The sequence below is a fragment of the Streptomyces sp. NPDC058964 genome (assembly GCF_042741275.1).
Classification (GTDB): domain Bacteria; phylum Actinomycetota; class Actinomycetes; order Streptomycetales; family Streptomycetaceae; genus Streptomyces.
On the sequence record NZ_JBHYKH010000379.1, the window covers coordinates 4,696 to 8,869 of the forward strand.

Below are 4,174 nucleotides of genomic sequence, written 5' to 3' on the forward strand. Positions count from 1 at the left end.
AGAAACTCCCCCCCGGGCGCCCCGACACCCCCCCCCGCCCCCCCAACCCCCCCCCCCCAACCCGCGGCACCCCCACACTCCGGGGCCCCGGCCTCGCCACGACGGCCTCGGCCGTCGGAGCCGTCACACGCCGATCTTCTGCTTCACCTGCGCCAGCGACGGGTTCGTCAGCGTCGAGCCATCGGCGAAGCGCACCGTCGGAACCGTCTGGTTTCCGCCATTCGCCTTCTCCACGAACGCCGCGGATTCCGGGTCCTGCTCGATGTTGATCTCGGTGTACGCGATGCCCTCGCGGTCCAGCTGGCTCTTCAGCCGACGGCAGTAGCCGCACCACGTGGTGCTGTACATCGTCACAGTGCCCTGCATCTCGCTCGCGCTCCTCTGGCAGCTCGGGGAAGGTCGTCCAGCACAGGAACGTACGCGACCCGGCCGCCATTCCCGCCGGGGGTATGCGTCCGACGTGACGCCTGCCGCATTAGTACGACTGCAGCGGCCTCCCTGTGGACAACCGGCACAGCCGTCTCCGGCGACCTGGCAGCATGGCTGTGTGACACCAGCAACGCACTCCACCCTCTTCCCGCAGGGCCACGGCGGTTCCCCGTACTCGGCCGCGCCGAGCGGGGCCGACGCGGTGCTCGAAGGGCTCGATCCCGAGCAGCGCGAAGTGGCCACCGCCCTGCACGGGCCGGTGTGCGTGCTGGCCGGAGCCGGCACGGGCAAGACGCGGGCGATCACCCACCGCATCGCCTACGGCGTGCGCGCCGGGATCCTCCACCCCTCCAGCGTGCTCGCCGTCACCTTCACCAACCGCGCCGCCGGCGAGATGCGTGGCCGCCTGCGCCAGCTCGGCGCCCAAGGGGTCCAGGCCCGCACCTTCCACTCCGCGGCGCTGCGCCAGCTCCAGTACTTCTGGCCGAAAGCGATCGGTGGCTCCATGCCCCGGCTCGTCGACCGCAAGATCCAGCTCGTCGCCGACGCGGCCGCCGCCTGCCGCATCCGCCTCGACCGCGGAGAGCTGCGCGACGTCACCGCCGAGATCGAGTGGTCCAAGGTCACCCAGACCGTCCCCGCCGACTACGCGCTCGCCGCCATGAAAGCAGGCCGCGAGGCCCCGCGGGACCCGGCCGAGATCGCCCAGCTCTACTCGGTCTACGAGGACCTCAAGCGTGACCGGGCGGTGATCGACTTCGAGGACGTCCTGCTGCTGACGGTCGCTGTTCTGCAGGACCGGCACGACATCGCCGAGCAGGTCCGCTCCCAGTACCAGCACTTCGTGGTCGACGAGTACCAGGACGTCAGCCCCCTCCAGCAGCGGCTGCTGGAGCTGTGGCTCGGAGACCGGGACAGCCTGTGCGTCGTCGGTGACGCCAGCCAGACGATCTACTCGTTCACGGGAGCAACCCCCGATCACCTTCTCGACTTCCGCACCCGCCACCCGGGCGCCACCGTCGTGAAGCTGGTCCGCGACTACCGCTCCACTCCGCAGGTCGTCCACCTCGCCAACGGCCTGCTCGCCCAGGCCCGCGGCCGCGCCGCCGACCACCGGCTCGAATTGATCTCCCAGCGGTCCCCGGGCCCCGACCCCGTCCACACCGAGTACACCGACGAGCCCGCCGAGGCCGAAGGAGCCGCCCGCCGTATCCGCGAGCTCATCGACTCCGGCGTTCCGGCCGCGGAGATCGCCATCCTGTTCCGCACCAACTCGCAGTCCGAGACCTACGAGCAGGCCCTCGCCGACGCCGGAGTGCCCTACCAGCTGCGTGGCACCGAGCGATTCTTCGACCGCCCCGAGGTGCGCAAGGCGAGTGTCGCACTGCGCGGCGCGGCCCGCTTCGGCGGCAACGACTCCCTCCTGGACGATGCCGTGACCCTGCCGTCCCAGGTGCGCGCCGTCCTGTCGGGCGAGGGCTGGACCCCCGAGCCACCGGCCGGCTCCGGCGCCGTCAGGGAACGCTGGGAGTCACTGGCCGCGCTGGTCAACCTCGCCCACGACTTCGCGGCCACCCGCCCCGAGGCCACCCTGAGCGACTTCGTCGCCGAACTCGACGAGCGCGCCAACGCCCAGCACGCCCCCACCGTCCAGGGCGTCACCCTCGCCTCGCTGCACTCCGCCAAGGGTCTCGAGTGGGACGTGGTCTTCCTGGTCGGTGTCGCCGAGGGCATGATGCCGATCACCTACGCAAAGACCGACGAGCAGATCGAGGAGGAACGACGGCTGCTCTACGTCGGCGTGACCCGCGCCAGAGAACGGCTGCACGTCTCCTGGTCCCTGTCCCGAGCGCCCGGCGGCCGTCCGAACCGCCGCCCCAGCCGCTTCCTCGACGGACTGCGCCCCGGCTCCACCGCCACGACCGGCCGCTCGGCGGCCGGCACGTCCGGGGGCGTCGAGCGCGGATTCGGGAGTGGCCCCACGGCCGCCCCCCGGCGTACCCAACGGACCCCCGCCCGCTGCCGCGTCTGCGGCCGCACGCTCACCGACGCGGGCGAGATGAAGCTGATGCGCTGCGAGGACTGCCCCACCGACATGGACGAAGGCCTCTACGAGCGGCTGCGCGAGTGGCGGGCGGAGCAGGCCCGGCGCAGCGGGCAGCCGGCGTTCTGTGTCTTCACCGACAAGACGCTGATGGCCATCGCCGAGGCCGTTCCCGACGACGACGGAGAGCTGGCCCGCATCCCCGGTGTCGGCGCGCGCAAACTCAACCGCTACGGAGCCGAAGTTCTGGCCATCTGCGCAGGCCGGGAAGTCGGTGCAGACGACGAGCGCGACTGATGCGAACTCGTCGAAAAAATAGTTTGCGCATGCCCCAGCAATCCCCATAGGTTCTAAGCACGGAAACGGCGGCCTTCTCGAAGGCCCCGATTCCGTGCTGTACTTACATATCCCAACGGGCTGGTTCACCCCAGCCCATGAGACGCCGAGAGGAGGCGAGTCCAGTGATCAGCATCAACCCCAGCATCAGCAGCGCGGCCAAAATGACCGATCGCTCGACCGTCTCCCTGTGCATGCTCGGCGCCTCGAACCTGGGCACCGGTCTGTCCGGCATTCCTGCCGTGCGTCCGGCGTCCTCCGTTTCTCTCGCGGGCCTTCCCGTCCGTGAGCGCAACGAGCGACCGACCAAGGCGCTGGAAGCGGTAGAGGCACAGGCACAGGCCTATGCCTTTGCGGCGGCCGGTGCCGGTAGCCGGAAGCAGACGACGCAGCATGACCTGATGTGGGCCTTCCGTGGGCCAGAACCCTGGAGTGATCCAGCCTGATCGATGATCAGGCCGGCGCCTTCAGGGCCGCGGAACCCCATCCGGGATCCGCGGCCCTTCTGTTTTCCCCGAACGGGGACGACGGAGCGAAGGGGCCTCGGGACAAGAAAAGAACCCGGTACCAGCCGCCACCCGGTCCAACCCGACCGGAACGACCAGACGAGGAAGACGAACCGTGCAACTCGAAGCGCACGCCCCGTCCGTACCGCCTTCCGAAACGATCCCCAAGCCCGGCCCCACGGAGGACCCCACCTTGACCCCGCTCACCGCGCTCACCGCGCTCGACGACGCCATCGAGAACCTCGGCGTACCCGTCCCCTGCCGTTCCTACGACCCGGAGGTCTTCTTCGCCGAGTCGCCGGCCGACGTCGAGTACGCCAAGTCCCTCTGCCGCACCTGCCCGCTGATCGAGGCCTGCCTCGCCGGCGCCAAGGAGCGGCGTGAGCCCTGGGGCGTCTGGGGTGGCGAGCTGTTCGTCCAGGGTGTCGTCGTTGCCCGCAAGCGGCCGCGTGGCCGCCCGCGCAAGAACCCGGTCACGGCATGAACACCGCAGGAACGATCGACCGCCCCCTCACGCACGACCCCAAGAAGCAGGCCCCGATGAAGCCGTCCACCAGCGAGCCCGCAGGCTCCGCGACCCCAGACTTCACCTCCACCGGCGCGACCGACTCGCGTCAGAACAGGACCCGAGAGATGCAACTCATCCCAGAAGCCCTGGCTCGTGCGCATATGCACGACCGGCTGCACGAGGCCGAGCGGGAACGCCGGGCCGTGCGCCTGGCGACCGCCCGCCGGATGCAGCGCCGGGCCGCGCGCCCCGCGAGGGGCGCACCGCGCGCCCCGGGCGGGGGGGGGGGGTCCGGGTGGTGTGGGGGGTGGGGGGGGGAGAGAGCGGGCGGGCGCGGGGGTGGGGGAGAGT

General features: G+C 70.8%; 4 protein-coding genes and 1 pseudogene. 4 read left to right on the top strand and 1 reads right to left on the bottom strand.

Features of this window, described 5'->3' with window-relative positions:
* Positions 1–123: 123 nt before the first annotated feature.
* Positions 124–366, bottom strand: coding sequence for a mycoredoxin (locus tag ACFW2E_RS33770; RefSeq protein ID WP_263212324.1), 243 nt, complete (start codon positions 364–366; stop codon positions 124–126).
* A gap of 181 nt (positions 367–547) precedes the next feature.
* On the opposite strand from ACFW2E_RS33770, the gene ACFW2E_RS33775 reads away from it, so the two are divergent.
* From ACFW2E_RS33775 to ACFW2E_RS33790, 4 genes and pseudogenes are all read left to right on the top strand, one after another.
* Positions 548–2,770: an ATP-dependent DNA helicase UvrD2 gene (locus ACFW2E_RS33775; protein ID WP_384471803.1), complete on the top strand. Its 2,223-nt coding sequence runs from the start codon at positions 548–550 to the stop codon at positions 2,768–2,770.
* A gap of 137 nt (positions 2,771–2,907) precedes the next feature.
* On the top strand, positions 2,908–3,255 hold the full coding sequence (locus ACFW2E_RS33780; protein WP_384471806.1) for a hypothetical protein: 348 nt from the start codon (positions 2,908–2,910) through the stop codon (positions 3,253–3,255).
* A gap of 175 nt (positions 3,256–3,430) precedes the next feature.
* Positions 3,431–3,799: a WhiB family transcriptional regulator gene (locus tag ACFW2E_RS33785; protein ID WP_384471809.1), complete on the top strand. Its 369-nt coding sequence runs from the start codon at positions 3,431–3,433 to the stop codon at positions 3,797–3,799.
* Positions 3,796–4,095 (top strand): annotated as a pseudogene (locus ACFW2E_RS33790) (hypothetical protein); the annotation flags it as partial. The gene ACFW2E_RS33785 and the pseudogene ACFW2E_RS33790, both read left to right, overlap by 4 nt.
* Positions 4,096–4,174: the final 79 nt, after the last annotated feature.